Genomic DNA, 26,907 nt, shown 5'->3' on the forward strand with positions numbered 1-26,907 from the left:
GCCAGGGAAACGACGACCAGACCGCCTCATTGCGAAGCGCGGCGGCGGAGCAAACGGGGGAAGCGCGGGTCGTGGCGGAGGGATTTCAAATCAGGATCTCGGCGAAGATGATTCAGGTGCCGGTACCCAAGGTCGAGCGACCTCTGAAGCGCCGAGAACGCCGCATCGATCATCCCCATCAACGCGTAGCTGCACGCGAGGTTATACCAGGCCACCTCGCGTTCGGGCAGGAGCCGGACGAGACGACGGTCGACCTGGAGCGCCCGGGAGTAGAACCCCTTGGCCGCCAAGTTGTTCCCGTGGACCCTTAGCGCATCCGCATAGAACGGGTCACGTTCGAGGACGCGGCCGAAGAATTCGAGCTCGAAGTCGAGTTGGCTCTGTTCGCGAAGCCGACGAGTCGACGTTTCGGGAGCCGGGCCCTCGGATGAGGATTCACCCGGACGATCCTGATGTGCGGCCATCGGAGTAGCTCCCTTCCCGGCTCGGGCTCCAGTCTGTCCCTCACGGCAAGCGCAGGGATTGGCAAAAGACTCAAGATAGCCGGAACCGAGGTCGGCCAACAAGCAGAAGTTCCGAGGATTCAACGCCAATCCGACCTCGGCGATCCTGCAACCCGCGCCCACCCCCAAGGAAGGGACGGGAAATGGACTTCAGCCGTGCCATTCGCATCGCGACGGCTCATTCATCAGAAACGACGGAGAGCGACATGGCGTCGCCCTCCTCTTTTCCTGGGACCGGGTCTCGCGCCGGCGAATGGACTGGGCCGAGACTCTCACGATCATAGATCGTCGAGGTCCTCTTCTTCCTCGTCGTCATCGAGATCGTCGTCATCGTCGTCGAGGTCGTCGTCATCGTCGGCGTCGAGGTCGTCGATCTCGTCATCGATCTCGTCGTCGATCTCGTCGTCGAGGTCATCCTCCTCGTCGAAGTCGTCGTCGAGATCGTCATCATCGTCATCGAAGTCATCGTCGAGGTCGTCTTCCTCGTCGTCAATCTCCTCGTCGAAGTCTTCTTCTTCCTCGCCGGGATGCCGCGCGGTCAACGGAGGGGCAAGGCGTTCCTCCCAGGGCATATCTCCGGGAGTCGGTTCGTCAAGAGTCGCCAGCATGTCCAGACGGTCCAGCATGAGTCGATCCTCAGGCCAAGGGGTCAACGGGGATTTCCCCGACGTTGTGCGAAGTGGATGGCCCGCCCGCCCGGTAGTCTGATCGCTTCGATCGCCGACGCGGAGCCATACAGGTAGTCAAGGTCGGACACGGTTGTCAAGCAGCATCCCAAAGAGAATCGTGACTCTCCGGCAAGGACTTACGCCGAGGCAGTCCCCCATCGCTCAGGCGAGGCGGACGAGCTGTCCAGTCGCCGCGGATCGGGCGATCGCGTCGTGCAGGCGGACCGTCTCGAGCGCCTCTTCGGCGGGGCAGCAGAGTGCGGCCTCCCGAGTCAGGGCCGCCACGAAATTCCCGTCGACGCTTTCCGAAGACTCGGGTAGCGAGATATTCGACACCGAGCCACCCCCAACTTCCTCGGAAAGCGATGTCTCGGTCACTCGCAGCCGTCCGTTTTCGCCGAAATAGGTGACTTCGAAGAGGTGGGCACCCGAGACCCCGGAAATCGCCAGGCTCACGGGAGTGCCGTCCGCCAGTTGAATGGCGGCCGCAGTCACCAAGTCGAGCCCCGGAGCGAGTCGATGTTGTACCGCGGCCGCCTCGACCGCCGTCTGCCCGGTACTCCAGAGGAGCGCATCGATCAGATGATCGCCCGCGTCCGCGAGGATCCCGCCGCCGGAGACCTTGGGATCGAAGCGCCAGGAGTTCTCCGAGCCTCGGTGTGTCTCCAACCAAGGTTGGGCGAGCACCGCGGTGATCAGGCGAACCGGCCCGACAACCCCTTCGGCAAGGCGTCGGCGGGCCTCGACCAGGCTCGGGCGGAGCCGATACTGGTGGCCCACCCCGACCTTGCGTCCCCGGCCTCGGGCCAAGCCCACGATGTCGGACGCTTCCTGGACGTTGGTCGAGAGCGGCTTCTCAATGAATAGATGGCAACCCGCCTGCAACGCGTCCATCGCCGGGCGATAGTGCGCCAGGTGAGGAGTGAAGATCGCCAGGGCGTCGGGGGTCACTTGCTTGAGGAGGTCGCGATAATCGGCGAAGGCCTCGGCGTTATGCGACGGGGCCCTCGATGCCAGCCCCTGAGCTGCGGCGAAGTCGGGATCGGCACATCCGACGATGCGGACACCCTCGAGCGCGAGCAGTCGGTCGAGATGGATGCGTGCCGCGGATCCGCAGCCGACGATCCCGATCCGGATCTCAGAGGTTGCCATGTCGACTCGATCCTCTCCCGACCCGGAATCTCTTCGCCAGAGATGCTAACCCGAGCGACCATCCCAGCAATCTCCCCTCCCCGCGTCAAGACATTATCCAGGCCGGTCAAGCCCTAATTCCGGAATCCTGGAGATGGTTGCGGGGACGGTCGCGGCCTTCAATGTCACCCCAGTCGGCCCGAGCCGTGGGGGTGGCCGTTGCCCTCGGCGGTAATCTACCACGCCTCTCGGAGTGCCGGATCAATTCCGAGCCAAATTGCCCCGCCCCCGCCCTCCCAACTGGGGCATCCCGTAACGATCCCGAGACCCGACCCGGTCGCGAATTGCTCTCGATCCTCAAGCGCTTCGCTTGACGACGACCTTCGCGGACTTTATAGTGAAATCGTCCCAAGTGACGGTGGGTGTGGCCTAGCGGTTAAGGCGCCAGATTGTGGATCTGGATATCGCGGGTTCGAATCCCGTCATCCACCCTGTTTCTTATTGCCTGCAAAACTCGCCTCGATCGGACCGCCCTGGTTCGACTGCTTGCCTAAATGATTTGGCAAACGGGATAGGGAACCGGTATTCACCTTCCTCATCCGAACCTTATCGTCTAATCGACATGACGGGATGAGCTCATCGCTCCCCTTCGTGTCGAATTCGACGTTCATCCCTTCTTCACCCTCTCCGTTCGTCCCTACGCCCGACACCCGATAAGTCGATCCTCGCATTCGACCTCCACGACGCGAGGATGTGCCCGGGTCTCCTTTCGGGATCGACACTCCCCCCCCAATTCATCAATAACATTGGATGAAATCAAGTCTAAAGACTCGAGACCATACTCAAAGAAATCGACTCACGACCATCCCGAAGGAGGATGGAGCACGTTGGCACACATCAACTCAATAGATTTCGATTTTCCAAACGTCGATCCCCGCACACGCTGATAAACTCGGCATTCTTCTCCGTAAGCCTCCTGGCTGCCGGCGTAGGCCTTCGCGAGAAGTCGCGCCGTGGAGGCCAGCCGAGCGATTCGAGGTAGTCTCACGTCGTGCAACGAAAGTGGCACCGAAGCGAGGCCAGCGTCCCGGGCGGCCCGCTTTAAGAAATGATGCACGAACACCACATTCCGAATCTCGGAAATTCTGGAAAACCGTCGACCAATTTAAGCCATACCGTCCCACCATCACCGCTTTTGACACCATGATCACCGCATCGGGCCATTTTCTGCTCGAAAACCTGCAACTTTAATTAGGACGAGATGAGTCGCCGCGTTATTTTTTTCAACACGATTCAAAATCGATCTGGCTGGCATCGGTGACTTTGGAATAGTCTCCCACACGACTGAAAGTTAACTCTCGCTCAGATGTCTCTCCTGCATCCCTTAATAACGACCCACCTGCCGAAAAACACGAGTCGACACCATGGCGCAACTTTGGTATGGGCGCGAAACCGAGCCTCAGTCGGTCCGACCGGCCGCTCCTCGCCGCCTGATGAAACTTGAGGCCGTTCGCGGTTTCGCCGCCGCTTATGTGGTGATCGGCCATAGTCAGGTCGCCTGCACCGACCGGCCCTTTCTCCCCCTGGCGTTCGGGCAAGAGGTCGTCATCCTATTCTTCATCCTCTCGGGCTTCGTCATCCATTACTCCACCTGCGTCGGACGGGAGCCCGAGCCGTTTCGGGCGTATTTCTTCCGACGATTCCGACGAATCTATCCGCTCTTCCTCCTCGCCATCGGATTCAGCTATCTCATGGCTTGTGTCGGCGAACGACAACTCGTCGGCCTCGACATGAGGGAGGCCGTCGGCAACCTCTTCATGCTCCAGGACGTATCCTGGCTCAAGCGAGGGACCTGGGTCGAACCCTTCCGAGGGAACGTACCGCTCTGGTCGCTCTCTTATGAGTGGTGGTATTATATGTTATTCTATCCTCTCGTTTTCTGGGTCAGGGGATGGGTGCAGAAATATGTCGTCGCGGGCCTTGCGGTCTCGGCCTTCATCCTGAATGGGTTGATCCCCAACCAGGCCAGCTTGTTCCTGATCGAGCTCCCCATCTGGTGGGCCGGGGTCGAATTGTCGAGAGAATACAGCCGGACTCGTGCGATCTCCTGGAGAGGGCAGGGGCCCATGATCGCCATCCTCGGTTTGGTCTGTGCGCTCTGGTTCGTCGCGACCGTCCTCGAGCGGAATCAAGGCGTCCTCGGCTCGATGGGCAAGCAGCCCGTTCTCCAGCTACGATTCAGCATCGCCTCGATCCTCTTCGTCATGACCGCCATCGTCTGGAGCGCCTGGGGATTCCGCGGCTTTCGGGCCACGCTGGGCTGGTTTTCGATCCTCAGCCCCATCTCCTATGCTTTGTACATCTTTCACCATCCCTTGCTCGAGTTGACGACCCTCCACATGCCCAGGGGGACGGCTCGAACACTCGCCGTTGTCGCATCCGTCGTCCTCGTGGTCCCGCTCGCTTACATGCTGGAATGCCGGCTCCAGCCGAGGATCAACTCCTGGACCGACGCGTGGCTCCGACGCCTCAACACCGAAAGGCCGCGCCGCGAGCGAAGACTCCTGCCGTGGCCGCTCCTGCCTGGCAATCAGTAATTCTCGTCACGGACCGATCATACGGATCGCGCGATGACGCGGGCGGGCTGACTGTTTGCAAGCACGAAGCGCAAGCGAGAAAATCTTCACGCGAGAGATCGAAGACGTTTCGCTCGCTTGTGCTTCGTGCTTACATCGAAGAGAGGCCACTCGATCGTCAACCCCTCTAGCCTCGATCGCCATGAGGCGGCAGGTGAAGGTCGGCGAAGACGGCCCCGAAATCCTTTTCGCAAACAAGCAAATTGGTTCATATCTAAAAAAATACAATATTAAATGCCATCCGTTTCATCGTCGACGCAGATACGTGAGACCATCGAACCAAATGGGCCTTGGAACACGGATGCGAGAGTCTCGGGCGATCGCGTCACCGCGATCCCGGGTCGATCGGCCAAACGGTAGAGTCGACATACCGAGACATGAATCGCCACGTGGAACGGACGCGTGGCCTTCGGTCGCGACTCGATGGCGGGGAGATCTTGAGACGCACCATCCGGCTGATCGTCAATTCGACGTCAACGCAGCCTCGGCGGGACGGCCCGGGACCGAGCGGGCAGACCGTTCGATATCCTGAAATGTACACATATTGAAAAGCCGAGACAAATCGATCGGCTTGCTGAAGATGGCCTCGGCCCCGAACCGTTCGATCGCCGCGAGTCGAGAGTCATCCCGGCAGCCGGTGGTCACGATGACGCGTGAGACGGGGCTCTCGCGTTGGAGCTTTTGCAGGAGTTCCTCTCCGTTCCCATCGGGCAAGCAAAGGTCGAGGAGCACGCAGTCGGGCGCCGGGTTCAAAAGGCCCATGGCCTCATGAATCGTGGTCGCCGAACTGACCTGCCAGCCGCGCATCCGGAACAGCGTCGCAAGCCCGAGGCGAGACACGGAGTGATCTTCGACGATGAGCACATGTCCCTTCGTCGAAGTCGGGATTCGATTCGTGGCGCTTCTGGTGACAATCCGGTCTACCAAAGAAGGTCTCCTCTCGAGTTTGGATGGCGAATCTGGATAGGTTCATCAGCCTCGGATCGAGGAGCCGAACCGCGACAGGGAATCGCGTTGAGGAGTACATTCCTTCCAAGTCTTCGAGACTGTTGCGGGAATTCACCGTGCTTGCCCGCTTATGACCCGGTTACGTCCACCGTCGATTTTTGTGACGCCCGAATGTCAGGAAAGTCTCAACATAGAAATTCAGATTTGTGAATGGATTATCTTGCGAGAAATGACGTGAGATTGGCCCGGAATTTTTAGCTGGACGATGATGCGAGTCAATATCGCGGGTGGTGCAACCCGTGTGCCGAGCAGTGACGAACGAAGCGTCATCAACTCAGAGGAATGGGCTCGCATATGAAGGCGTCCAATGCTCCTGCGCCGTTCACCCAGCTTCTCAGGTCGGCGAGGGTTGGCGTCTGCGATTCTTGGTGAATGGCGCAAAATGGATGACGATTGCTCAATCCAGGGCTCGGGAAATCCCAGCCATCAGCCCGAAACCGAAGTGATCCTTCGGTGTTCCATGCTCCGAGAGTTCATGGAGAGCGGTCGTGGCGTTCGCACCTTGCGCAATCATTCGTCGGATGACGATTGGCGGGGTCATCTTGGACTTCAGAATTCGGGTCAACCCGTGATTCTTCTCTCGAGGATGCGTCGTCCGCCCAACATGGCGGGTCGATGGGGCTCATAAGTACAGATTTCGTAGACTTGGGAGGATGACGATCCACCAGGCGACGGGGAGTTGATGTCGCCTGGCAGAAGGGGCTATCTCGCAACGATCAGCAGAGCCGGCCACTTTGGCGGAGCTCGTTCGTCCGGTAGGCGTCGATCAGTCGTTCGAGCGTGCGGATCTCGCAACGAATCTGGTCGCCCCGTTCGGTGTCCGCCATGCGGTGGGGGCGGTCCCACGTCTTGACGACCGACACCTTGGGAATGATATCGACCCCATCTCGGATCGCCGCTTCGACGGATTCGAAGTGAGAATGCTCGGCCAGGAGCGTCCGGTCGGCCTCGAGGACCAGAGTATACCCGCGGTCGCCGTAGGCCTCGGAGAAGGCACCGTCGATCGTGATCGCTTTCCCGCTCCGCTTCACCGGGTTTTCCCCCGTCTCGATCTTGACGGGAACGTGGCCGTTGACGATCAGGCCGGATTCGGGGTCGACGCCGAATTCGCGGAGGATCTGGTCACAGAACCAGGTCTCGTGGATGAGCTCGAAATAAGGGTTCTTCGACTCGTGATGAGTGGCCTTGTCGGCGATGAAGTCGCGTTCGAGGGTCGTGATCCGGTCCTTCCCGAAGAGCGGTGAGCGCTCGCCTCCCCAGAGATACCAGAGGAGGTCCAGGTCGCGGGTGTCCCGACGTTCGACCGAGCGTAGGATCGCCTTCGCGATGGCATCAAAGAGGGGTCGACCGCCCAGCGCCTCGCCGTTGATCTCCATCGTGAGGGGTTGGCCGGCACGGTCGACCGGGACGCAGCCGTGGAAAACCAGGCACCCGTCACGCACGAGGTACATCGACCCCCGGCGGACGAGATACTGCATGTGCTCCCAGAGCTTCTGGCTCGAGACGAAGGATCGTCGCAGCCGCTCGACGCAGAGGGCCTCCTCGTCCGTGAGCTGATAGGGGTTCTCCGGGTCCAGCGTCGGCAGGTAGGCATCCTTCAGAGGATAGCGAACGCCGTCGACTTCGATCTGTTTGCTGGCTCGGTCGATCCGATGCAGGAGCCGACGATGCTCCATACCCCACTGCGGGTTTCGGTCGATAACCTGCCCTTCGAGTTTGAACTGCATGACCGCGGCCGCCTTCTGCATCCTGGCGACGAGAAGGTTGGGTCGCAGGCCGCTCGACTTGGGGAAGAAACCGGAGGCAGGGTCGTCGGCATAGACCGTCCGTGCGAGGTGCTCGAGCGGCGTGAGCGGGATGCTGTAGCCTTCGTCGAGCTGACCGAGTCGACGGTACCGGAGCGAGATTCGGAGGACGTGGCAGATGAGGGCCTCGTGCCCGAGGCAGGCGCCAAGCCAGGCGACGTCGTGATTGCCCCAGATGAACGAGACGTTGGGCTGCTGACGAAGGTAGTCGAGGACGCCATCCCCTCGCGGACCCCGATCCCAGCAATCCCCGCCGATGATCAGCTCATAGATCGCCAGGTTGCGGACGAGCCTCGCCGTCAGGTGGACGAGGTAGAGCGCCCGGCCGTGTCGCAAGAGCTGGTCGACGATGGCCTCGACGAAGGCCTTGTCTCGCTCGGTCGTCGGCTCATGGAGCATCTCGGACATCAGTTCCCGATACTCCGGCGGGAAAACCTCCATCGCGCGTTTCAGGCTGTACCGGGCCGCCAGCACGCGGACCAGCTCGAACTGGTTCCGCAAGGTCCTCGTGCAATAGGCGCGAAGGGCCTCGGCCCCTTCGAGGGTCTTCCCGAGATTCTCGACGACCTCGGCGGGGTAGAAGATCAGGGTCAGGAATTCCTGGAGCTCCTCGGCCGACATCCTCGAGGCGAACAGGCTCTGCACGAGGGGCCGGAGGGTCCCCGAGGCGTTATTGATGACGTGGCGGAGCTTCTTGTCCTCGCCATGGACGTCGCTGATGATGTGGACCGTCCCCTTGGGCAGCGTCAAGACGGCGGCCAGTCGCGCGATCTCGGCCGTGGCCGAATCGACGTCGGGGAAGCTTCCGGAGAGGGCACGGAGGGTGATCAGCTCGTAGTCGCGGGGGTTTTGGTTGAGATCTTCGGCCGGGCGGAGGAGATCTGAGAGCACGTGCAGAGTTCTCGGCATCGAGGAGGTCGGGGGGGGCTTCGACCCTCGACGATCGCTCAGGCAAGGGTGTTTTGTCAACGCGAGACCAAGTCCGGGAACGCCCCCGGTGTAGGAAATCCGGGGGATCGTCAACGTCGGAACTTCGTTCGCATCAACCGACCCGAACCCCGAGTGGGAGCGAGAAGTCGGGGCTCTGGACGTGGCGGATGTACCCCTCAGCCTGGCGATGACCGCTTTCGATGCCGCGGAGCCGAGTCACCTGTTCCTGGAGGGCGTAGTAGCGATCGGGCGTCTGGCTGGCGTGCGCGTAGCAGGCCTTGCGCTTGGTCGGTTCGGTCTCGCTGATGTCGACGTAGTGGGTGGGGGTGAATTGGAGCGTGTCTTCGCCGTTCGAAACCTCATAGTAGTAGAGGGCGAAATTCTTCTTCATCTTGAGCCAGGCGTCGTAGACCAGCATCGAGATCGCCCGATGATCGGCGTGGTTGTCGATCGGCCAGTGGGTGAAGACGACGTCGGGATTCTCGTCGACGAGGATCTTGCGAAAGGACTCGTAATGGGTGCGGTCGACGATCGCATTGGCGTTACGCTGGCCGGCGTACAGGGGCCGGGCCTTGAGGATCCGACAGGCCCCCTCGGCCTCGGCGACGCGGGGGGCACCGTCGTCGTCGGCCTTCTCGGGCCATTCGCCCCGGTTCAGGTAGAGCAGGGCGACGTCGTGGCCGAGTGCGGTGTATCGGGCGACGGTGCCTCCGCAGCCGTACTCGGGATCGCCGGGGTGCCCGCCGGTGATGATCACCTTGGCTTTCTTCGGAGGCGTCGAGTCTTCGGCGGCAGCTTCGGCCGAGGTCGCGAGGCCGGCCCCGATGAGGCCGGCCGCTCCCAACAGCTCACGACGTGAGATCGTCGACATCCTGGTCATCTCCCGAAGGGGGCCCGTCCCCGGCGAACGAGGAAGGCGGGCCCGAGGGTTGGCACGGTCAGAAGGCGTCGGCGCTGATCACCTCGCCCTGGGCTCGAGAGCCGAGGCCCCAGAGGGTCAGTTGGTTCACCGAGTTCTTGAGGAATCGTACCGAACCGTCCCCCATGAGCACATTGGCGCCCCCCGGATGTCGGCTGCTCAGGCCGAAATGGCCGTAGTCGTCGTCGCTGTCGCCGAGCCCGTAGATGTCCGCGGCGCAGTTGGGAAAGGGGGGATTCGGCCCGACCAGGACGTTGCCGATCGTGTGCTCGAAGAGTCCCTCGCACCAGTCCTGGCCGAGCGAGTTGTAGAAGTTACCACTCGCGACCATCGCCGGACCCTGCTGGGCGCAGTTCTGGAGCCAGGCATTGAGGCCGGCGCCGCCCGCGGGCATGTTCAGCAGCGCGGAGCCGGGCGAGGCCCCGGCGGGGAGCGTGGTGCCCATCATGATCACGTCCGACGGGACCGTGTACCGGTTCGAGTTGTCGCCGATGAGCCACTCGCCCATCGCGATCGTGTTCGAAGTCCCGTCGGTGACCGAAGCGATGGAGATCGGGGCGCCGAAGACCTGGAACATCCCGTTCGGGGCCGCCGGGCCGACGGGCACGGGGGGAGACGGGATATCCCCATACTGGTTCATGCTCGCGCCAACAGATGCAAAATACGTGTTGCCGGGGACGATGTACTGGAGTCCGGTCGGGGCGGAGTACTGGAGGATCGGGGCCGTCTGGGTCGAGGGGCAGAGGAAGGCCGAGATCGCCCGCATCGTGCCCGTGGTCTGGAGCAGGTCCTCGCTGCCGCCGTTGCTGAAACAGACGACGTTGAAGTTCAAGGCATTGTAGATCGTTTGCTGCTCGAGGTACGGGAGCATCATGGAGTGCGCGCTCCAGCATCCCCACCCCTGGCCCACGCCCCCGACGAGGTTCCGGGTGTTCGTCCCCCCCGGCGGGAAGCAGCCGATCGCCGAGTGATAGTTGTGCATCGCCAGGCCGAGCTGCTTCATGTTGTTCGTGCACTGGGCCCGGCGGGCCGCCTCGCGTGCGGCCTGGACGGCCGGGAGCAGCAGGGCGATGAGGACGGCGATGATCGCGATGACGACCAGCAATTCGATCAGGGTGAATGCCGGCCGTCGTCCCTTCGGAGCCTGAGGAGGATGAGACATGATTCGCGACTCCCTCGAATGAATGAACAATGTCGAACGCATGTCGTCCATCCCCGAGGTCGGGGATGGCGGTCATTCAGGAGTGCCCTTGGGCGTCCGTGGGGGGGAGCCGAACCTGGGTGGCGACTTCGGCAGCGGCTTCATCTTGGCGCGTTCGATCTGCTTGGCCGATGGCGGGGGGAGTTTGGCCAAGTCGGTCTCGTTGCCCGGCTCACCGCCGCAGCCCGCCCCGACGACGGACGCGAGCGCCGCGCCGCACAGGGCGGACACGATCGTTCTCGAGCGCATCTCGATTTCCCCGACTGTCATGAATGACCCGATAGACGCGACGCGGACCGCGTGTGGCCGCTGTCTCGGCGATTCTACCAATCCGGTAGGTCGAAACTCCCCGATTAATCTCGTTCTCCAATGCGATCGGCCGATTGGAATGACGCGGATGTCCGCGTATATTTCGAGTATTACGCAAGAGCTACGCGGAGCGACGAAGACATGACGATGCCGCACAGTCCGTCCGAGTTTTGGGAGACGCTCATTCAGCAGCTCGGCAAGATGAGGAAGAACGAATCGTGGCTGGCGCGTAAGCTCGAGGTCCCCGCACAGACCCTCTCGTCCTGGAAGCAGCGCAACCAGTTCCGGCGAGCGTGCCTGGCCCCGCTTGCCGACTTGCTGCAGTGGGAAGGACTTAATGAAAATGTCGCAACTCAGCTCGGCGTCGAGCTGATCGAGGGGAGGGTCTCCGCCAAGACCGAGATCCACCCGACCGAGGAAGCCTTAAGGCGTGTGAACCGCGAGTATCAGGTCGCGGAGAAGACCTTCAAACGTTATGCAGGCCACACCCTTCGCGTGCTGCACACGCTCGGCGAGCATTGCTTCCTCGCCTTCTCCGCCTGTACGAACTCCCCGTACGAGTTCGAAAACACTCCGGATGGCCACGCCATCGCGCTCGTCGTCGCCAAGGCCCTTTGCAACGGTGCCTTGATCCTGTATATCCGGCCGACGGAGGACGGCGTCTCGTATTATCGCGATACCTGGGGCTACGGCCAGCTGGTATATCAAGACGATGCGGTCCGGGAGATGGCGGCCTTCCGCGAACAGCTTCGGGGTTGGATGGTCCGCGGAGAGGTCGAGGGCCAGCGCAAGCTCAGCGGCACCGAGGCCGACCGCATCCTCTACGATCGCCTCGGCCATTGCTTCGTCGCCCGCTCGCCGATGTGGCTCCCCGGCGTAAGCCTGAACATGATCGGATGGACTCATGTCCGCGAGCTCAAGACGCGGATGACCATCGGGCTCCCCGGCGCGAGGTTCGGCGGGATGCTCGTCTACCCCCGCTACTCGACCCTCGAGTTCCGCTTCGGCCGGTTCCTCCGCGCCGTCGTCCTCGAAGCGTGCAAGGAAGTCCATGCGATGAAGGAAGGGCGGAGCTGCGGTCAGGTCCAGGTCGTCCTTCCGGAGAAAGTTCCGCCGGACAAAGCCCTCGCGTCGGTCGAACGGTTCTTCGAACGCTATTCCCAGTTGCTCCGCTCGGTCTACAGCATCGAGCCTGGCGAAGGGGCGCTCAGCTGAGTCCGTTTCGGAGCGAGCGATTCGGCCGAGAGGGAGAGTAGAGCGGTTGACGCTCGAGCTGCGCCACTCCAATACAAGCCCGAAACGCCAGCGAGTGAATCTCTTTCGATTTCTCGAGGAGAGATTCACTCGCCGGCGCTTCGGGCTTGTGAAAGGCCGTCGGGAGAACTTGCCGGGCGGGTACACCCCGGACGTTGACGGTTCAATCGTTCCGATATTCGACCGTGATTGTCCCGAGATCCCTCGACTCGCCCGAGGCGGTCGGCGGGATCTCGATCCGTTTCTTCGCTCGGAGGCCGGCCGGAGCCTGGACGTAGACGCTGTAGTCGAGGTTCGGAGCGAGCCCCACAATCGCGAATCGACCCTCGAGGTCCGTGCGGAGACGTTCGGGTTCGTGGCTGATCTGGCCACCGCCGAGCCTTGGCCGCCCGGCGGTGATCTGGAGGGTCAGGTTGGGCCGAGGTTTGCCCTCGGGGTCGATCACTCGGCCCTCAGCCGCCGCCCAGGGTTCAAGTTTGACACGAATTGGTCCGTCCACTTCACCGTTGAGCGTCACCGAGGCCGCGAGCTTGCGCGACTCATGGAGGAAGACCAGCGAACGGCCCGAATTTCCTTTCGCCTGATCACCCGCTCCGGGTGACTTCAAGGCGACGACCTGGAAGGTCGCATGGGCCAAGGTCTCCCAGTAGCCGAGATTTTGCAGTCCGTAAGCACGAGCCCCGTCGAGCGGCCGGCCTTCGGGGTCGATGACCGTCCCCTCGACCACCTTGCCCGAATCGAGCGGGATGTCTTTGCGGAAGGCAACCACGTTCATGGGAATATCGATGGAAACAAGCGCCTGATGAAATCCCTGGATTGAGGGGACGTAGTCGAAACGGGGCATCCCGCCGTTATTGTCACCGGGATACCGGCGTTCCTGCGATTCGACCACGAGCGCCCCGCGTCCGGGAAGCCCGACGAGCTTGAAGCGGCCGTCCGGCGGGGTCATGACGCGGAGGAGTGGGCTGTTGCTGACGGCGTTGGCCTTGAATCCAGGTGACGTATCGAGGTTCTTGTTGTCCGCGGCGGCATGGTAGGCGACCCAGGCCCCCACCGGCTTTCGAGTCCGAAGGTCGAGGACTTGCCCTTCGATCCCGACCCCCTTGGTCAACTCGACGTCGAGTGCAATGGGGTCGAGCCCGGGTGGATTCTGGACCTCGAGCTGGACCGGCAGGTATGGCGGGCCGGCGGGCGTGCCGACGATGATCACGTTGCCCGCCCCCCTGGGCATGCCCGTCAGTCGATAGCGCCCTTCGGCGTCGCTGGTCGTCGAGGCACTCCCGTCGTTCCAGACCTCGCGATCCGCGAGCTTGGTGCTCTGGATGCTCGCCCCCGCGATCGGCCTTCCGGTGCTTTGATCTCGGACGATCCCTTGGATCGGCCGAGTCGGCGAGGCCGCGAGCTGAAGCGAGGCCCCGTAGTAGGTGATCGATCCGAACTGCGGGACTTGAGGATGGTTCATCGCCTGGAATGGAGCGAGCCGGCGTGTCACGACCTTGATCTCGAGGGGGCGGATCGTCGACGCCTCGATTTTGACGATCGCCAGTCGGTCTCTCCCGAGACCGGGCAAGCGGAAGCGTCCTTGCGCGTCGGTCTTGACCGATTGCGACGGATATCGGTCGAATAAATACACGCGTTTCATATACTTGTACATCAAGTCGTCGGCAGGCCCTTCGCGTGCTTTGAGGGCATCGAGCCAGGGCGTCAGATCGCCGCCCGGGGGGCCGAACAGGAATCCAACCTTGACATCGGCATCGGCCACCGGCCGGCCTTCGAGGTCGACGAGGCGACCTTCGATGGGTTGGTCGGCCGTCAGCGTGACGGAGAGCTCACGCCCCGCGTCCGACGGGTCGGTGTTGGGGAAATCCGAGTAGAGGAAACTCTTCGAGGCCGTCCCCGCGACGTAGCCATCGGCCTCGGCAATGACCCGAGCATCCTTGTAGGTCGATGGCCCACGGACCGTAAACCGGAATCGGCCGTCGGGAGCGGTCGTCGCCCGGGGAGGATTGTTCTGGGCGTCGGTGGAAAGTCTGAGCCGCGCCCCTTCGGCAGGCTTGCCGACCGGATCGACGACGATGCCTTTGAACTCGTAGTCCCGGATCTCCTGAACCCCGGCCGCCTGGAGGGGCTGACTGGGGACCAGGGGCTTCGCCGAGGGTCGATCGGCCAAGTCCTTGTCGGACGGTTTCGTCATCTTCGAACTCACGGCCGGTGGCGCCGACGTCATCGACGGTCTCGGTCCGTCCGCGATTTCTTCTCCCGTTTCGGCCCTTGCCACGAGACCCGCGGCCGTCGCTGTGACCAGGATCGCGGTGAGGGCCGAGGCGGCGAGCGCCTGGAGCCGGGCCAGATGCGACCCGCGCAGGACCTGCTCGCAGAGCAACGGAGCCACCCCAACGGGAGATGGGTCCAGGGCCTGCGTGAGCGTCGCCCTGACGACCTCGGCCACTCGCCCTTCCGAGATCGTCGACGCCGAGGCGTCGGCGAGGGCCGCGGTGATCGAGCCGAGCGTGACGACCAGTCCATGGCGTGCCAGTCTCGAACGAAGGCGCGCACGTCCCCGGGCGAGCCGCCCGCGCACGGTCCCTTCGGACCAGTTCAATGTGGCGGCGGCCTCCGCCCGAGACCTCCCCTCCAGGTCGCAGAGGACCAAGGGGAGTCGGAAACTGTCGGGGAGCCGGCCGATTTCCGAATGGAGGATCGCCCTCAGGTCACCGGAGTCGGTTCCCCGCAGAGTCCGGAGGGCCGTCGCCTCCCCGGCCTTGCGTTCCCGGGCCCTTCGCCGTGCTTCGGCCTGGTTCGCCTGGATCGCAACCCGGACGGCGACCCGATGCAACCAACCGGCGATCGAACCGTCGACCTTCAGGGTCTCGGCCTTTCGGACGAGGATCAAGATCGTCGCCTGGAACGCGTCCTCGGTGTCGTGTGGGTCGCGGAGCACGCCACGACAGACGCTCAGGACCATCGCCGCGTGCCGAGTCACCAACGCCTCGAAGGCTGCCTCGTCGCGTTTGGCACCAAACCGTTCGAGGAGCTGGGCGTCGGATAGCCCCGAGAGCGTCCCCGCGCCGAAGAGCCTGTCGATCTGCTGAATGACCGTCCCCGATCGCAACGTCGCCATGATCGCGGTCCCCCGCCCGGACTTGGTTCACCTCACATGCTAATAAAGAAGGCCGGGAGGTCCGATGGCACGGAATTTCGAAAAGGGGGACGAAGAGGGCCGCGAACCTCTCGGAACGGATCTCCGATCAACGGTGGCCGGGCTCGCCGGGGTGATGGGCACGGACGATCTCGAGGGACGCGTCGTGGAGGAGGCCATTGGTGGCGAGGACGCTTGACGGAGCCATCGGGAGGGGTTCGCCGAGGCAGGTCGTGACGCGGCCCCCCGCCTCTTCGACGAAGAGCCGGCCGGCGGCGAAGTCCCAGGGGGAGAGTTCGTACTCGAAGTAGGCGCCGTACATGCCAAGGCCGACCATGCAAAGGTCGAGCGAAGCGGTGCCCATGCGGCGGCTCCCGTGGACCTGCTTGCGCTTGAAGTCGCGCACCGCCGCCAGGGTCGACTCCATCATCGCCCCCCGATCGTAGTAGAAGCCGACCCCGAAGAGCACCTGATCCAACCGGGTCTCATCGCCGACCTGGACGCGTCGGCCGTTCTGGTAGGCCCCCTGGCCGCGGACGGCGATATGCCACTCGTCTCGGATCGGGTTAACGACGACGCCGCACTGGGCCTGCCCCTGGTGGTAGTAGGCGATCGAGACGGCGAAATGGGGGACCTTGTGGGCGAAGTTGTTCGTGCCGTCGAGCGGATCGACCACCCAGAGATGCTCGGCGTCGACGTTGCCCTTGTGGACCTCCTCGCCGAGCACCTCGTGATTGGGGAAAGCGCCTCGGATCACCTCGACGACCGCCCGCTCCGCGTCGATGTCGGCGTCGGAGACGAGGTTCGAGATGTCCTTGCTCCGCATCGTGACCCCTTCGTGATAGTAGCGGGTCAGGACAGAGCTCGCGGCGCGTGCGGCCTCTTCGGCGACCTTCAATTCGGCGGTCATCATCCAGAGCAGTCTCCCAAGATCCTCTCCCGGAGGACGACGCCCTCCGCAATTTCCCATTATAGCGAGGCCCTCACCCCCCTCGGATGAGAGTTCCATGAGCGAGCAACTCCCCCATCCGAAACATCCCCATCCCGAAATCCCGTTGCGAAACGGGCCGGGCGGGGGTATGTTTAACAAACATTGATCGCTCGTTCCACAACGACGATCCGGGCAAAGGGGTCGGCCCGAAGGTCTGCGACGGGTCTGAAGGCGGCGACGCCGGGGGTGGGTCATGGAGCGGAAACGTCGAAAAACCCTCGTCCTTCTTGCGGCAGTCATGCTCGCCCCGGTCCTCGCGGGCGCCGAAGAGTCCGCCCCGCTGCCGCTTCACGAGCGGATCGACCGGATGATCGAGTCGCATCTCGGGGGGATAGCCCCTGCGGCACCGGCGACCGACGCCGAGTTCCTCCGGCGGGCCTGGCTCGATTTCGCGGGGATGATCCCGACGTCCGCCGAGGCCCGAGCCTTCCTCGACGACCCGTCGGCCTACAAGCGCGCCACCCTCGTCGAGACACTCCTCAACAGCCCACGTTACGCCCGCCGGATGCAGGAAGTCTTCGACACCATGCTCATGGAGCGCCGGCCGGAGACAAACGTCCCGGCGGCAATCTGGCAAGCATTCCTCAGAGACGCGTTCGCCCGCAACGTGCCGTACGACCAACTCGTCCGCGAGATCCTTTCGGCCGACGGATCGGATCCCGCCACCCGAGGCCCCGCGCGGTTCTACCTCGATCGCTTGGGAGAGCCGAACCTGCTGACGCGTGACGTGGGCCGGTTCTTCCTCGGCAGGGACATGCAGTGTGCCCAGTGCCACGACCATCCGATTGTCGACGACTTCAAGCAGGCCCATTACCACGGGCTCTATGCCTTCTTCAACCGGAGCTTCGCGGTCGCCGAGGCGAGCGGCGTCACGACCTTCGCGGAGAAGGCCGACGGTGATGTCTCCTTCGCCTCGGTCTTCAAGAAGAAGATCGTGAAGACGACCCGCCCGCGGGTCATCGACGGGCCCGAGGTCGACGAGCCCAAGGTTGACAAGGGCCAGGAGTATCGGGTGGCCCCGTTGGACAAAGTCCGCTCGATCCCGACCTATAGCCGCCGCGCCAGGCTCCCGGAGATCCTCACTTCGCCCGAGGTCCCCGCGTTCAGCCGCAACGCGGTCAACCGGCTATGGGCCCTGGTCATGGGCCGGGGGATCTTCCACCCGCTCGATATGGACCACGGCGACAACCCTCCTTCGCATCCCGAGCTACTCGACCTGCTCGCGAAGGAGTTCGTCGCGATGAAGTACGACATCAAGAAATTCATCAGAGAGCTGACCGCGACCCGGGTCTATCAACGTTCGAGCGAGCTCCCTCCCGGGGCATCGCCCGGCGGCCTGGCCCCCGAGACCTTCGCGGTCAGCATGCTCAAGCCCCTGACTCCCGAACAGATCGCCTGGAGCCTCATGCAAGCGACGGGCGTGCTCGAAGGGACGCGCAAGGCGGTCGAGCAGCAATGGCTCGGCGTCGACCCCAAATTCCGCGACCTCGTGAAGATCGACCCGAAGCGACAAGCCCTCGGGGTCGAGATGATCGAGCGGACAATCCTCGAACGGCTCGGGGGGCAGACGGCGCCTTTCGTCTCGAGGTTCGGCGGGGCTCCCGGCCAGGCGCAGGACGCCGGCCAGTCGAGCGTCGATCAGGCCCTCTTCGTCTCCAACGGCGAGCCCATCCAGAGCTGGCTGGCCCCCTCGGGCGACAACCTCACGGGACGACTCAACACGATGACCGACGGCTCCGCGGTCGCGGAGGAGCTCTACCTGGCCATCCTCACCCGACGCCCCACGCCCGAGGAGCGTAAAGAGACTGCGGACTACCTTACCTCCCGGGGTAACGAACGAGCCCAGGGGCTCCGCGAGATCGCCTGGGCCCTGATCGCCTCGGCCGAGTTCCGCTTCAATCATTGAGCCCCGACTGATCCGACGACCCCGACCTGTTGACCGGACGCCTCGCGTCCGGGAAGGGAGAACGAGCGATGAAGTGCTCTTATTCTTGCGGATCGACGGACCACCTCGTCTCCCGCCGCCGGTTCCTCGGGAACCTGGCGACCGGGGTCGGAGCCGCGTCGACCTTCGGCTTCTCGAGGTTCGTACGGCCGACGACCGCCGAGGAGCTCGGCCAGTCCGGTAAGCAGATCCTCGTGGTCTGGTTGGCGGGAGGGGCGAGCCAGCTCGAGACGTGGGACCCGAAGCCGGGGACGGAGACCGGCGGCCCCTTCCGCTCGATCGAGACGTCGGTGCCGGGGGTCCGTATCTCGGAGCTGATGCCGAGGACAGCCCGGCTCATGCACCACATCGCGCTGGCCCGTGGCATCAACACGAATGAGAGTGATCACGCCCGGGGTCAGTATGAGATGCACACCGGGTGGAAAGAGAAGCCCGGGGTGATCCACCCGCACCTCGGCTCGGTCGCCGCGCGGTTTTTGGGCTCGGAGTCGAACCCGCTGCCCGGGTACATCCACATCACCCCGGGCGGTGGCGGGCGGACGGGGACCGAGGCGGCCTTCCTCGGGCCGAAGTACGCAGCGCTCTACCTCGGCAACGGCAACGCCCCCGACAACACGGCCCGGCACGGGGCCGTCGGCGAGGCCAGCGACGTCGCCCGGCACGACTTCCGCCGCCACGTCAATGACCGCTTCGCCTCGAAGCGGCGCACGGCCGAGACCGAGGCCTACACGACAACCTATGAACAAGCCCTCCAGTTGATGACGAAGCGCGAGGTCTTCGACGTCACCAAGGAGCCCCTCGCCCATCAGGAGCGTTACGGCTCCCACGACTTCGGCCGCCATTGCCTCCTCGCCCGACGACTCCTCGAGTCGGGCGTCACCTTCGTGCAGGTCTCGCACTCGAACTACGACACGCACAACGAGAACTTCAGCTTCCACCTCGAGCAGGTCGGCGAGTTCGACCAGGGGTTCTCGAACTTGATCGACGACCTGAGCGCGAGCGGTCGGCTCAAGAACACGCTCGTCGTCGTGATGTCGGAGTTCGGCCGGACGCCCCAGATCAACTACCTGTACGGGCGGGACCATTGGGGAACCGCCTGGTCGATCGCCCTGGCGGGTTGCGGGATCAAGCCCGGCAACATCCACGGCAAGACCAACGCGAACGGGACCGAGGTCGTCGACGGCCAGGTCAACTCCGGCCACCTCTTCCAAACCTACCTCAAGGCGGTGGGGCTGAACCCGAACGACGACTTCGAGCACGACGGCCGGCCGATCCAGCTCGTGGAACCGGGCTTCTCGTCGATCAAGGAGCTCCTCGCATGAACCCGGCCCCCCCCGCTCCCCAAGCGAAGCCGGTGCCCGAGAAGACGCGGGTGGCGAAAGACCTGGTCCACGAACGACCCCTCGTCTCCTGCCGATTCGACCCCAAAGGCCGATTCGTCTTCGGCGGCTCCGAGGATTCGTCGGTCGTCCGCTGGGACCTGCAATCGGGGGCGAAGACGGTCCTGAAAGGGCACGAGAGCTGGCCGTTCGCCCTGGCAGGTGTCCCGGATGGGTCGTGCATGCTCAGCGGGGCGGGGGACGGTCGCCTCTCCTGGTGGTCGATGGCCTCGGCCGAAACCAAGCCGATCCGCTCCATCGACGCGCACGCCGGTTGGATCAACTCGATCGAGGTCAACCGCGAAGGCACCCTCGCGGCGACCTGCGGCAACGATCGCCTGGTCAAACTCTGGTCGGTCGCCGACGGATCGCTTGTCGCCACGTTGCCCGGCCACGAGAAGCCGGTCTACCGTGCCTTGTTCGACCCATCGGGGCGATACCTCGTCTCGGCCGACCTCCAGGGACGCCTGATCCAGTGGGAGCTCGCGACTCGCAAAGAAGCGAGGCGGCTCGACGCGGCGAAGCTCTTCATCTACTTCGCCTCCCAAGGGGTCGACTACGGCGGGGTCCGCGACCTCTCCTTCAGCCCCGACGGCAAATTCCTCGCCTGCTGCGGCTTGATCGAGGCCTCGAACCCTCTTGGAGCCGTCAGCAACCCCGCGAATCTCCTCCTCGACTGGGCCGAAGGCAAAGACCTCCGCATGCAGCGTCCGAAGGAAGACTTGAAAGGCGTCGCCTGGGGCATCCGCTACCATCCCGACGGCTTCCTCATCATGGTCTCCGGTGGCACCAGCGGCGGCCTCCTCCTCTTCTACAAGCCCGACCAGGTCAACGAGTTCTTCAAGTACACCCTCCCCAACACCGGCCGCGCCCTGGACCTCCACCCGGATGGTCTTCGCATCGCCGTCGCGCACCACGACGGCCATCTCCGTGTCTATTCCATGGACGAAGCCCCGAAGGCATGAACTCCCTTCGAGTCGAGGGCGAGCCCCACGTCTGAATTGGTACCGCAATGGCGATTCCACACCCGCCGGCGAATTGATCCGCCTACTCTCAGTTCGATCCCTGCGATAAAATTGGGTTGGAGGACAAAACTCTGGCAACCGTCGAAACGCGAGGAATCGACCAGGAGCGAGCCGATGCAGAAGAGGTCATGCGGCTCGTCTCCGCGGGTCAAAATGTAACCGACCCCGAGTTGATTCGTCGCGTTTCGGAGCGTGCAGAGCAAGTACGTCAGCAAATCATCCAGGAGCACGGCATCGTCGAATGGTCCCTCGAACTCATACGTGAAGCCCGCGGCGAATGAAACTCGTTGTTGACGCGGCCGTCGGCTTAAAATGGGTGTTGCCTGAACCAGGCTCGGAAAGCGCCCATCGCCTTCGGGCGGAAGTCCGCAACGGTGTCTATGAGTTAATCGCCCCGGAGTGTTTCACTCTCGAGGTGGCCCATGCCCTCACGAAGGCTGAACGTCAGCGGAGGATTCACAACGCGGAGAAGCTATGGCTCGACGTGATGACAACATGCCCCCACTTGGACCCACTTTCTCCCTTGCTCCTGAGGGCCATCGAGATCTCACGCAAAGCCCGCATCGGAGTCCACGATCGTCTCTACGTCGCCCTCGCCGAGCAGGAATGTTGTGAACTCTTGACGACCGATGACAAGCTCATTAAAAATCTTCAGCACGCTTTCCCATTTATCAAGCAATTATTCTCTTTTCCATATTGGAATTCCAACAAATCCTCAACACTCGTTATCACGGTATCGACGTCGGCGACCCTATGAGTTTCCGAGTCATGTATCGGGCAGGGGAGGACCCCAGGGCCTTGCGGAACATGACGACGAAGCTACTCGCATTTTCATATCCCAGGTCGGTGGCCACCGATTGGACTGAAGCCCCTCGAGATAGCGACTGCAGGGCCAGGATGATGTGAAGCTGCTGCCGCCAGCGGCCGAAGCTCATGCCGGTCTCTTGCCGCACGAGACGGCTCAGGGTCCGCTCGCTGACCCCGGTGCGCTCGGCCCACTCCTGTACGGACGCCCGGTCGGAGGGGTCGGCGGCCATCGCATCGGCGATCTTCCGCAGGCGGTCGTCCGCCGGCATCGGGAGGTGTAGTTTCTCGACGTCGGCGGCCGCACGCACTCCGGCAACCCCCCCGGTTGCTGATCGTCCGAGGCAGCTCGACGCGATACCCCCAAGCGATTTCCGAACCCCCGAGGACTTGCTCTCGAAAGCCAAGGGCAAGTCGCCGGCGAAGGGGCTGGAGGCCGTGAAGAAGGCCCAGGCGGAGCGAGTTGCCGAGTTCATCGATAGGGCCCCGAGGCTCGACTTCGATCTGCGGTCGGCCGTGATGGGGGAGGAGCTTCCGGAGGGAGCCGAATTTGGTCCGTTCGGGACCCTGCCGGGATTTCTCGATGCCCTTGGCGTTGGGCAAAGCCTTGATCGATCACGACGGTACCTGGGTCGTTGGGCCCGAAGCGAGCTCGCTCGGGTCGTTCGGACGGGAGGTGGCCCTGGATGCGATCACCCCTGACGTGCGCGCGATTGATGGAGGGCCGGTCGAGCTTCCTGCGAGCGACCTCGCCCGATTCTGGCTCCTATCCGGGTTCTGCGACACCGACGCCGAGACCGACATCCTGCTCGCACCTCCCACCGGATCGTGCATCGCGTTGCCGAAGCCCGAGGCGTGGATGACATTCCATCGTCGAGGCGGCCGGACTTACCTCGAGGTGGCGTGGAGGCCGCCGCAACCCCGCCTACGCACCTATCGATCCATCGAGGAAGTCCCATCATCCAGGCACCGGCCGGGACGGAGGTCGAGTTCCTCTCGGGGGACGCTTCGGACGACGGATCCGATCCGGATTCCTCCCCGCCGATCGCGGGTCGGCAACGGTACCGGGGGACCCTGACCGAGCACGGGACGCTCCTCGTCACCCATGCGTCCGTACGGTTGACTCGCGACGATCTGGTCGAAGCCATGGAGATCTGCCGGAAGATCGACGAGCGCAAGGCCGCGACGTTCCTTCTCTCGAGCGAGGCGGATTCCCAGGCCGTCGTCGCGAAGGCCCGAGGGACGGAGTGGTTTCCGGAGGAGGCGTCGTTACCTCGGGTCAAGGGCTCGACGATCGTCGTCGCACCGCGGGGGGACGCGATGTTCAACGCGATGATGGTCTACCGGCGACGGTTTGCCGACGGGCCGTGGGACGTCGGCGAGGGTCAAGATCGAGACGAGTGGAGCCGTCGAGACTGGGACCGGACGATCGAGGCTGTCGGGGCGTCGGTGGCGACAGCCCTGGCTGCGCCCGAAGGGGACGAGGTCGTCTTGAAGACCGAGCGAGCCACGTTCCGACGGGCCGACTGGTCGAAGATGGCGGTCGTTCCCCGACCTCGACCCGGGCTCTCTGTTCGCCAAGCACGGCGAGGGCATCTCCGAGCTCTCGACCCCGAAGTCGGCACCCGAACCGATCGAGGCCACGCCGGAGGGATTCTGCAGGGCGCTCGACGAGTGCATCCGTCTGGAGTTGTGAGTTGTGAGTTGTGAGTTGTGAGTCGTGAGTCGATTCGGCGGCGTCGCGGTCAGGAATCGGTCGGGTCGGGGGTAACGTCGACGCCGACCGTGACCGAGTGGCGGCCGCCGCCGAGGATGACCCCTTTGATGGGGCTCACGTCGTCGTAGTCGCGGCCCCAGGCGAGCGTGATGTGCTTGGTCGACGGGATCACGTCGTTGGTGGGGTCGAAGTCGACCCAACCGGCGCCCGGGCAATAGACCGAGAGCCACGCGTGCGACATATCCGCGCCGATAAGCCGAGGTCGGCCCTTGGGTGGATTCGTCAGGAGGTAGCCGCTGACGTAACGTGCCGCCAGGCCGAGCGAACGCAAGCAGGCGACCTGGAGATGGGCGAAATCCTGACAGACGCCCCGGCGGAGCTCGAGCTGCTCGAGCGGAGAAGTCCCGATCGTCGTCGCGTCGGGGTCGAAGATGAACTCATGATAGATCCTCGACGTCAAATCTCGCGCCGCGGCGAGGAGCGGGCGGCCGGGCGTGAACGACGGGAGGGCGTATTCCGCGAGGTCGGCGTGCCGCGTGATGTAGTGCGAGTCGAAGACGAACTGGTAGGCATCGAGGCTCTCGGGCTCGCGCCCTTCGCGGATTTGCCGCGACGCGTCCTCCCAGGGGGCGGTCGACTCGAGGTCGGGCGGGATTTCGGGGTGGACATCCACGACGCCAAGGGCTCGGACCTCCAAGGTCTTGTGCGACTCCTGGACCGTGAAGAACGTGGACGGGTTGCCGAACGAGTCGGTCCGCTCGGCCAGGACGGCGGGAGTCGGGCTGATCTTCAACTCCCTCGAGACGCAGGTCTGACGTCGGTCGCTCCTCGGCGAGAGGTGGGCGAGGTTGTGGCAGAGGGAAACATTTCCCACGTAATGATAGATCGTGGAATGGTTGATCTTATAGATCATAGGTCCCGACTCACGTCGCCCTCGAGAACTGTCGAGACGGCATCAGGTGGCTGAAATAGGCGCGTCCGAGCGCGTCGGAGACCGCGGGGATGTCGGACTGGATCGCGGAGAGGAGGGCGTCGAGGACGGGACGACCGCCGGACTCGTCGACGCGGGCGAGTTGGGCGAGGTCGGCGCCCCGGATCCGGGCGAGCGCCTCGAGGTTGATCCGTTGCTCCTCGCCCGTGGCGGTGGCCGCGTCGTCGCGGGGCAGTTGGGTAAAGCCCTCGGCGAGCTCCGCGAGTTGGAACGCGAGCGAGCGGGGGTTCGATTCGTCGGCCAGGAGCAGGTCGAGGACGGGGGCCGTCTGGATGTGACTCATGTAGCGCCGTCGGTAGGTCATGGAGCTGTCGGCGATCTCGAGGATCGCCTCGAGCAGCGGCGCCTCGGGACCTTCCGGTCGGACGACGGTGCTCCGCAACAGCCCGGCCATCCGGAGCGATCGTTCGAGCCGACGGCCCATGTCGAGGAACCGCCACCCCTGACCTCGGGTCATGCTCTCGGCGACGAGGCCGGCGAATGCGGCCAGGCTGAGGACCTTGCGGTCGAGCATGTCGCGGACCTCCCCCAGGCGACGGGGCAGGGGGCAGGTCCGCCCGAGGCCGGCGGCCTCGTCCAGGTCCCTGCCTGGCGAGGAGCCCCACGTGGACGAGGGGTCGTCATCGAGGTCGAGGTCGCCGAGGATGCGCCACATGTCGATGGAGAAGCGGTCGCGGACCTTGCCCGCGGTGCGGTGGAGGGCCTGGATCGTCGAGGCGAGGGTGCCGGAGCGCCTCGAGTCGCCCACGACCGAGAGGATCTCCGACTCGGGCGAGGCCAACCGGTCGGCGGCCCCCTGGCCGATGAAACCGGGATGAGTGTAAGTCTGATAGGTCACGGCCCGGAGCAGCGAGGGGAGCTCGGGGACCTCGGCCACCCCCGAGCGCTCGGTGAGCCGGATCAAGATCCCGCGGAGCAGTCGTACGGTGCTGTCGACACGCTCGACGTAGCGGCCGAGCCAGAAGAGGTCGTCGGCGACGCGGCTCGGCAGGTCCCCGCCCCCTCGGCTCAGGCCGACCGGCTGGACGCTCGTGGGCAGGAGGGAGAAGGTGCTCACGGGGCCCTCGGTGAGGACCCAGGTATCCTTGCTTCCTCCCCCTTTCTGCATCGTCACGACGAGGCTGTCGGGCGACCGGGTGATCCGCGTCAAGCCTCCCGGCATCACGGAATAGCCCGATTCGGTCGCGGTCAGGAACGTGCGGAGGACGAGGTGTCGCGAGCGGAACCCGTCATCGGCCAGGACGGGCGAGGTCGAAAGGGGGAGTTGCTCCTGGCCGACGTATTCGATGGGCTTCGCGCGGATCGCGTCGGCGAGGGCCGCACGCTGATCGGCGTCGAGGCCCGCGCCGAAGACCGAGCCGGAGCGCCCGGCGCCGAACGTCGGCTTGATGACCATGATCGGCAGGTTCGCGAGGACGTGGTCCAGGGATCTCGGATCGCCGCACCACCAGGTCGGGACCGAAGGGATCCTTAGGTTTTCGCCCAGGAGCTGCCGGCAGATCTCCGGGAGGTAGGCAAGCATCGCCGGCGACTCGACGAGGCCGCTCCCGAGCGGGTTCGCGAGCGCCACGTTCCCCGAGCGGATCACCTGGACCAGCCCCGGCACTCCGAGGAACGAATCCCGGCGCAGCTCCAGGGGGTCGCAGAAGTCGTCGTCGAGGCGGCGGAGGATCACGTCGACGGGTTGAAGCCCGCCAAGCAACTTCAAGTAGACGCGATTGTCGCGGACCGTCAGGTCCGCCCCCTCGACCAGGGTGTAGCCGAGATATCGGGCGAGGTAGGCGTGCTCGAAGTACGTCTCGTTGTACGGGCCGGGGGTCAGGAGGACGATCCGAGGGTTATCGCGGTCGCCGGGCGAGATCGACCGCAGCCCATCGCGGAGTGCCCGGAAGAAGAGCGCCAGGCGCTGGACGCGGCACTCCTTGAAGGCCTCGGGGAGCATCCTCGAGAGGACGATCCGGTTCTCGAGCGCGTAGCCGGCCCCCGAGGGGGCCTGGGTCCGATCCGCCAGGACGTGGTATCGGCCATCCGACGACCGGCCAAGGTCGGCCGCGTACAGGTGGAGGTAGCGATCTCCGGGGACCTTCACATCGTGGCAGGCACGGAGAAATCCGGGATGCCCGAAGACCAGCTCGGGGGGGAGGATCCCCCGTGAAAGGAGCCGTTGCGGCCCGTAGAGATCGGCCAGGACCCGATCGAGGAGCCGGGCACGCTGGGAGAGGCCGACGTCGATGGCCTGCGCATCCGCGGGCGAGATCAATAGCGGGATCGGGTCGAGCTCCCAGGGGCGGTCCAGCCCCTGGGGGTCGCCGTAGACGTTGTACGTCACCCCGTTCTCGCGGATCAGGTGCTGCGCGTCCTCCCAACGCTGACGGAGCTCGGGCAGCCCGATCGCCCCGACCTGCTCGAGGAACGACTGCCAATGGCTCCTCGGCTGGCCCTCGCCGAAGGCCATCTCGTCGAAGCCCGACGCGGGACCTCGATAACCGAGCCCCCACTCATTCGCGACCGCCATGTCTTGGGTGTCGGGCATGTTCTTCGAGCCATCCCCG

At 64.1% G+C, this 26,907-nt stretch carries 20 protein-coding genes, 1 tRNA gene and 1 pseudogene; 9 read left to right on the plus strand and 13 right to left on the minus strand.

Going from position 1 to position 26,907, the window contains the following annotated elements; translation table 11 throughout:
- Nucleotides 1-26: 26 nt before the first annotated feature.
- The 3 genes from ACYOEI_RS16380 to ACYOEI_RS16390 all read right to left on the minus strand — a co-directional run bounded on the left by ACYOEI_RS16380 (nt 27) and on the right by ACYOEI_RS16390 (nt 2,323).
- A complete protein-coding gene (locus ACYOEI_RS16380; protein ID WP_462850599.1) occupies nt 27-464 on the minus strand; it encodes a TPR end-of-group domain-containing protein in 438 nt (145 codons plus the stop codon).
- Between the two features lie 317 nt (nt 465-781).
- Nucleotides 782-1,129 carry a hypothetical protein gene (locus ACYOEI_RS16385; RefSeq protein ID WP_462850600.1) on the minus strand — a complete coding sequence of 116 codons (348 nt, stop codon included), beginning with the start codon at nt 1,127-1,129 and terminating at the stop codon, nt 782-784.
- A 204-nt stretch (nt 1,130-1,333) separates the two neighbouring features.
- Nucleotides 1,334-2,323 (minus strand): Gfo/Idh/MocA family protein, encoded by a 990-nt coding sequence (locus tag ACYOEI_RS16390; protein ID WP_462850601.1) that lies wholly within the window; start codon nt 2,321-2,323, stop codon nt 1,334-1,336.
- Nucleotides 2,324-2,720: 397 nt separating this feature from the next.
- On the opposite strand from ACYOEI_RS16390, the gene ACYOEI_RS16395 reads away from it, so the two are divergent.
- Nucleotides 2,721-2,793, plus strand: a tRNA-His gene (locus ACYOEI_RS16395).
- A 933-nt stretch (nt 2,794-3,726) separates the two neighbouring features.
- On the plus strand, nt 3,727-4,899 hold the full coding sequence (locus ACYOEI_RS16400; protein ID WP_462850602.1) for an acyltransferase family protein: 1,173 nt from the start codon (nt 3,727-3,729) through the stop codon (nt 4,897-4,899).
- 501 nt (nt 4,900-5,400) lie between these two features.
- Here ACYOEI_RS16400 and ACYOEI_RS16405 read toward each other — a convergent pair.
- The 5 genes from ACYOEI_RS16405 to ACYOEI_RS16425 all read right to left on the minus strand — a co-directional run bounded on the left by ACYOEI_RS16405 (nt 5,401) and on the right by ACYOEI_RS16425 (nt 11,050).
- Nucleotides 5,401-5,802, minus strand: coding sequence for a response regulator (locus ACYOEI_RS16405; protein ID WP_462850603.1), 402 nt, complete (start codon nt 5,800-5,802; stop codon nt 5,401-5,403).
- Between the two features lie 860 nt (nt 5,803-6,662).
- Nucleotides 6,663-8,642 carry a fructose-bisphosphatase class III gene (locus ACYOEI_RS16410; RefSeq protein ID WP_462850604.1) on the minus strand — a complete coding sequence of 660 codons (1,980 nt, stop codon included), beginning with the start codon at nt 8,640-8,642 and terminating at the stop codon, nt 6,663-6,665.
- 151 nt (nt 8,643-8,793) lie between these two features.
- Nucleotides 8,794-9,552, minus strand: coding sequence for a PIG-L deacetylase family protein (locus ACYOEI_RS16415; protein WP_462850605.1), 759 nt, complete (start codon nt 9,550-9,552; stop codon nt 8,794-8,796).
- 67 nt (nt 9,553-9,619) lie between these two features.
- Nucleotides 9,620-10,762 (minus strand): DUF1559 domain-containing protein, encoded by a 1,143-nt coding sequence (locus ACYOEI_RS16420; protein WP_462850606.1) that lies wholly within the window; start codon nt 10,760-10,762, stop codon nt 9,620-9,622.
- Between the two features lie 72 nt (nt 10,763-10,834).
- Complete coding sequence (locus tag ACYOEI_RS16425) at nt 10,835-11,050, minus strand: hypothetical protein (RefSeq protein WP_462850607.1); 216 nt, start codon at nt 11,048-11,050, stop codon at nt 10,835-10,837.
- 201 nt (nt 11,051-11,251) lie between these two features.
- Between ACYOEI_RS16425 and ACYOEI_RS16430 the strand changes: the two genes are divergently transcribed.
- Nucleotides 11,252-12,325 (plus strand): hypothetical protein, encoded by a 1,074-nt coding sequence (locus ACYOEI_RS16430; protein WP_462850608.1) that lies wholly within the window; start codon nt 11,252-11,254, stop codon nt 12,323-12,325.
- A gap of 202 nt (nt 12,326-12,527) precedes the next feature.
- Here ACYOEI_RS16430 and ACYOEI_RS16435 read toward each other — a convergent pair whose 3' ends face one another.
- Both ACYOEI_RS16435 and ACYOEI_RS16440 read right to left on the minus strand, forming a co-directional pair.
- The gene (locus ACYOEI_RS16435) at nt 12,528-15,485 is read right to left on the minus strand and encodes a sigma-70 family RNA polymerase sigma factor (protein WP_462850609.1); all 2,958 of its coding nucleotides are present in this window, start codon (nt 15,483-15,485) and stop codon (nt 12,528-12,530) included.
- 127 nt (nt 15,486-15,612) lie between these two features.
- Nucleotides 15,613-16,416, minus strand: a complete 804-nt coding sequence (locus ACYOEI_RS16440) for an inositol monophosphatase family protein (protein ID WP_462850610.1) — start codon at nt 16,414-16,416, stop codon at nt 15,613-15,615.
- Between the two features lie 271 nt (nt 16,417-16,687).
- On the opposite strand from ACYOEI_RS16440, the gene ACYOEI_RS16445 reads away from it, so the two are divergent.
- The 5 genes from ACYOEI_RS16445 to ACYOEI_RS16465 all read left to right on the plus strand — a co-directional run bounded on the left by ACYOEI_RS16445 (nt 16,688) and on the right by ACYOEI_RS16465 (nt 21,600).
- Nucleotides 16,688-18,400, plus strand: coding sequence for a DUF1549 domain-containing protein (locus ACYOEI_RS16445; protein WP_462850611.1), 1,713 nt, complete (start codon nt 16,688-16,690; stop codon nt 18,398-18,400).
- Nucleotides 18,401-18,468: 68 nt separating this feature from the next.
- Entirely contained in the window at nt 18,469-19,761 is a 1,293-nt protein-coding gene (locus ACYOEI_RS16450; RefSeq protein WP_462850612.1) for a DUF1501 domain-containing protein, read from the plus strand.
- On the plus strand, nt 19,758-20,783 hold the full coding sequence (locus ACYOEI_RS16455) for a WD40 repeat domain-containing protein (RefSeq protein WP_462850613.1): 1,026 nt from the start codon (nt 19,758-19,760) through the stop codon (nt 20,781-20,783). The genes ACYOEI_RS16450 and ACYOEI_RS16455 overlap by 4 nt, the downstream gene beginning before the upstream one ends.
- Before the next feature lie 116 nt (nt 20,784-20,899).
- A complete protein-coding gene (locus tag ACYOEI_RS16460; protein ID WP_462850614.1) occupies nt 20,900-21,124 on the plus strand; it encodes a hypothetical protein in 225 nt (74 codons plus the stop codon).
- On the plus strand, nt 21,121-21,600 hold the full coding sequence (locus ACYOEI_RS16465) for a type II toxin-antitoxin system VapC family toxin (protein ID WP_462850615.1): 480 nt from the start codon (nt 21,121-21,123) through the stop codon (nt 21,598-21,600). Before ACYOEI_RS16460 ends, ACYOEI_RS16465 begins: the two co-directional genes overlap by 4 nt.
- Here the strand turns inward: ACYOEI_RS16465 and ACYOEI_RS16470 are convergent.
- Nucleotides 21,572-21,952: pseudogene (locus tag ACYOEI_RS16470) on the minus strand (helix-turn-helix domain-containing protein); the annotation flags it as partial. The gene ACYOEI_RS16465 and the pseudogene ACYOEI_RS16470 sit on opposite strands and share 29 nt — an antisense overlap.
- A gap of 550 nt (nt 21,953-22,502) precedes the next feature.
- On the opposite strand from ACYOEI_RS16470, the gene ACYOEI_RS16475 reads away from it, so the two are divergent.
- Complete coding sequence (locus ACYOEI_RS16475) at nt 22,503-23,357, plus strand: hypothetical protein (protein ID WP_462850616.1); 855 nt, start codon at nt 22,503-22,505, stop codon at nt 23,355-23,357.
- Nucleotides 23,358-23,392: 35 nt separating this feature from the next.
- Here the strand turns inward: ACYOEI_RS16475 and ACYOEI_RS16480 are convergent, their stop codons facing one another.
- Both ACYOEI_RS16480 and ACYOEI_RS16485 read right to left on the minus strand, forming a co-directional pair.
- Nucleotides 23,393-24,277 (minus strand): transglutaminase family protein, encoded by an 885-nt coding sequence (locus ACYOEI_RS16480; RefSeq protein WP_462850617.1) that lies wholly within the window; start codon nt 24,275-24,277, stop codon nt 23,393-23,395.
- A gap of 10 nt (nt 24,278-24,287) precedes the next feature.
- Nucleotides 24,288-26,888: a circularly permuted type 2 ATP-grasp protein gene (locus ACYOEI_RS16485; protein ID WP_462850618.1), complete on the minus strand. Its 2,601-nt coding sequence runs from the start codon at nt 26,886-26,888 to the stop codon at nt 24,288-24,290.
- Between the last annotated feature and the right edge of the window lie 19 nt (nt 26,889-26,907).

Source organism: Singulisphaera rosea (genome assembly GCF_054877945.1).

Excerpts from the sequence above, each read along its gene's own strand:
- ACYOEI_RS16445 (WP_462850611.1), top strand. The coding sequence starts at position 16,688 with ATGGAGCGGAAACGTCGAAAAACCCTCGTCCTTCTTGCGGCAGTCATG.
- ACYOEI_RS16425 (WP_462850607.1), bottom strand. The coding sequence starts at position 11,050 with ATGCGCTCGAGAACGATCGTGTCCGCCCTGTGCGGCGCGGCGCTCGCG.
- ACYOEI_RS16380 (WP_462850599.1), bottom strand. The coding sequence starts at position 464 with ATGGCCGCACATCAGGATCGTCCGGGTGAATCCTCATCCGAGGGCCCG.
- ACYOEI_RS16440 (WP_462850610.1), bottom strand. The coding sequence starts at position 16,416 with ATGATGACCGCCGAATTGAAGGTCGCCGAAGAGGCCGCACGCGCCGCG.
- ACYOEI_RS16415 (WP_462850605.1), bottom strand. The coding sequence starts at position 9,552 with ATGTCGACGATCTCACGTCGTGAGCTGTTGGGAGCGGCCGGCCTCATC.
- ACYOEI_RS16465 (WP_462850615.1), top strand. The coding sequence starts at position 21,121 with ATGAAACTCGTTGTTGACGCGGCCGTCGGCTTAAAATGGGTGTTGCCT.
- ACYOEI_RS16430 (WP_462850608.1), top strand. The coding sequence starts at position 11,252 with ATGACGATGCCGCACAGTCCGTCCGAGTTTTGGGAGACGCTCATTCAG.
- ACYOEI_RS16480 (WP_462850617.1), bottom strand. The coding sequence starts at position 24,277 with ATGATCTATAAGATCAACCATTCCACGATCTATCATTACGTGGGAAAT.
- ACYOEI_RS16455 (WP_462850613.1), top strand. The coding sequence starts at position 19,758 with ATGAACCCGGCCCCCCCCGCTCCCCAAGCGAAGCCGGTGCCCGAGAAG.
- ACYOEI_RS16485 (WP_462850618.1), bottom strand. The coding sequence starts at position 26,888 with ATGCCCGACACCCAAGACATGGCGGTCGCGAATGAGTGGGGGCTCGGT.
- ACYOEI_RS16420 (WP_462850606.1), bottom strand. The coding sequence starts at position 10,762 with ATGTCTCATCCTCCTCAGGCTCCGAAGGGACGACGGCCGGCATTCACC.
- ACYOEI_RS16435 (WP_462850609.1), bottom strand. The coding sequence starts at position 15,485 with ATGGCGACGTTGCGATCGGGGACGGTCATTCAGCAGATCGACAGGCTC.
- ACYOEI_RS16385 (WP_462850600.1), bottom strand. The coding sequence starts at position 1,129 with ATGCTGGACCGTCTGGACATGCTGGCGACTCTTGACGAACCGACTCCC.
- ACYOEI_RS16400 (WP_462850602.1), top strand. The coding sequence starts at position 3,727 with ATGGCGCAACTTTGGTATGGGCGCGAAACCGAGCCTCAGTCGGTCCGA.
- ACYOEI_RS16450 (WP_462850612.1), top strand. The coding sequence starts at position 18,469 with ATGAAGTGCTCTTATTCTTGCGGATCGACGGACCACCTCGTCTCCCGC.
- ACYOEI_RS16390 (WP_462850601.1), bottom strand. The coding sequence starts at position 2,323 with ATGGCAACCTCTGAGATCCGGATCGGGATCGTCGGCTGCGGATCCGCG.